The sequence below is a fragment of the Kaistella sp. genome, from assembly GCF_049588135.1.
GTDB lineage: Bacteria > Bacteroidota > Bacteroidia > Flavobacteriales > Weeksellaceae > Kaistella.
This window is the reverse complement of sequence record NZ_JBAVFG010000105.1, coordinates 1-2,726: the sequence shown is the minus strand read 5'-3', so window position 1 is coordinate 2,726 and position 2,726 is coordinate 1. Positions and strand designations below refer to the sequence as shown.

At 36.6% G+C, this 2,726-nt stretch carries 2 protein-coding genes; both read left to right on the top strand.

The genetic code is table 11. From position 1 onward, the window contains the following. Window positions 1–511: hypothetical protein (locus WBY99_RS05970; protein WP_423975421.1), on the top strand; the 511-nt coding region annotated here is incomplete at its 5' end. A 385-nt stretch (window positions 512–896) separates the two neighbouring features. Further along, on the top strand, window positions 897–2,291 hold the full coding sequence (locus WBY99_RS05965) for an IS110 family transposase (protein ID WP_423975420.1): 1,395 nt from the start codon (window positions 897–899) through the stop codon (window positions 2,289–2,291). The last annotated feature ends 435 nt before the right edge of the window (window positions 2,292–2,726 follow it).

Here is a 2,726-nt window from a genome sequence, read left to right as displayed (position 1 = left end):
ATATAGAACTATAGAAAACAAAAAAGCAAGAGATGAATTTGAAGGACAAACATTTATGGATTTAATTATTAATGGTCATCAAGTTACATCATTTGTTTGTTGTGGTTTTAACTATCTAATATTATGTGGAACCTCACAGAGGTCTGAAACTTTACATCAAGACAGTTTTGGGAGTAAAGAACTATATTTCCCAAATGTACGCTCGGTTGCAGAATCTATATCAAGGACTATTGGAGCAAAACGTTTTTTTGTGCAAAAAGTTAGCTATAACTCTTCAAAATGGTTCTCTCTTGATTCTGAAATACATAATGATGCAATTAATATCAACGATATTGTTTGCGAACCGTATATAGAATTAATTAACAAATTATCCTTATACCCAAGTCTATTTGTTAAACCAGCACCGTTTGCTTCTGAAAAAGAAGTCAGAATTGTTTTTGAAATGCACAAAGACCAAAAGTTGCCAAGGCAATTTTATAACAAAGAAATTTTGAATTATATAGTACATTAGTTGTAAAAAGGAGGATATTACGATAGGAAAATATGTAACGTCCGCTAACCACAAATTTGTATTATAATGACTGAACTGCTTTACGTTATTTCATAGCAATTAACTGAATTCATACGGGCTGACAAGTTGCTGATTTCTAGGCCATTACAACACAAATTCGCCAACTGTTAGCGGTAATCCTCCCTATTTCGGGCCGAAAAATTGATTTCCAGAGCTAACGTTAGTATCTTTCTATCGCCCTTTGCGAGACCGATTTTAGAACTGGCGCATTATAGCCCGTGTGCAATCCTGGTTGGAATGTAAAAAGCCTTTCTGCTGTAACAAAAAGGCTTTGAGATGATTTCAGTGGTGGAGCAGTTGTTGCTACCCCGTTCAGAATAATTACATGTCAAAGATACATTCCCTGAGGGTATTTTTTAAATCAAAAGATGTTTTTATGCGCAAGAAAGTATCCATGGAAGTAATTAATCCCTGTGCGGCCGGGATTGATGTAGGCAGCCGTTCACATTATGCTGCTATCGGTCAGGGAGAGTCCGATGTCAGAGAGTTTGGTGTTTACAATGAGAATCTGTTATCGCTGGCAGAATGGTTTTTAGAGAATGGCATCAAAACGGTTGCCATGGAAAGCACAGGCACTTACTGGCAAAGCCTGTATGCAACACTTCAATCTGTAGGTTTAGAAGTTATTCTTTGTAATGGCAAGTTTACTAAGAATATCAAGGGGAAGAAGACCGATGTACAGGATTGTCAGTGGATTCAAAAACTGCATACCTTAGGATTATTAAGTGGAAGTTTTTTGCCGGATGAAGCTACTGAGCAATTGCGCACTTACTGCCGGCACCGGACTAATTTATTAGAACAGTCCGCCGGCACCACAAAGAAAATGCAGAAGTATTTGCGCTTGTTGAACCTGCGTCTGGATGTGGTGGTAAAAGATGTAGTGGGTCTTTCAGGTCTGGCCATTATTGATGCTATTTGTAAAGGTGAAACCAATCCAGAAAAACTAGCTGCCTACCGCCATGGCAATTGTAAAAAGTCGGAACAGGAGATTGCAAAAGCCTTACAATGGAACGGCAGAAAAGATTACCTGTTTGCGCTGAATCATGAATATCAGATGTACCAAAACTTGCAGTCTAAGATTACCGAATGTGATATCGAACTTGAAAAGCTGCTGAATGAACAGATTGGCCAGGATGATAATAAAAAGCAGCATGTAATTGATAAGAAAGTATACAAGAAGATCAATAAAAACACGCCAAAAAATATGGATATCAACCTGCTTTCTTATCAATACTTCGAGGGCGTTGACTTACTTGCTATCGAAGGAGTCAGTTACTCAACAGTTCTTACCCTGATGAGCGAAGTAGGAAGTGGAATCCATAAGTTTGAATCAGCCAAACAGTTCTCAAGCTGGCTCCGCTTATCACCAAACAATAAAATAAGTGGAGGTAAAGTGTTAAGCAATAAAATACCTAAAGGTAGTAACCGGCTCAAAATTGCTTTAAGAAATGCTGCCAATGCCATTGGGAATTTAAAGGATACAGCATTATCCAATTTCTTTAAGCGCATCGCTTTCCGCAAGGGACGGGTCTCGGCAATTTCAGCAACGGCCAGAAAACTTGCTGTTATTATTTGGAACATGTTGGTAAAAAAAGTCCCTTATAAAGCCGAAACGCCTTATGAATTCATCGACCAAAAAAGAAAAAGGAAAGTTCAGGAAATGAAAAAGCTAATTGCTAAGTTTGACATCAAGACTGATGAACTTAATTTTCAATTGTAAATCAATAAGTTATAAAACGTTAGTCAGAAGCATAAAACAAAACAGGCAGGTTGATTGAGCGGACCGAACTTATATTTATCCTACAACAGTTGAATCTGAAAATTAATTGGAGTTTTTAGCTGAATTCCGTTATAAGATGTTGCAAGTCAGTATCATTTATAAATCAAAATGGCAAAAGCTGAAACCTTATCTTTATTCATAATTGCACTTTTTTAAACTTTATGTTCTGCACAAAATGCAAAAGAATATCGTGAGGAATTTACTTTCATTTGGTATCTATATCATCAACTAAACTATCCATTGGGATATTCATGACATCATCAAGTTGACAATTTTTATGATATTTTTAATTTTTCTCATTATATCCATTTGGAACATTAAACAGCTCGTCTGCGAATCCGCTGGCTTCTTCTATTTTTGTTGCCTGATTTCTTA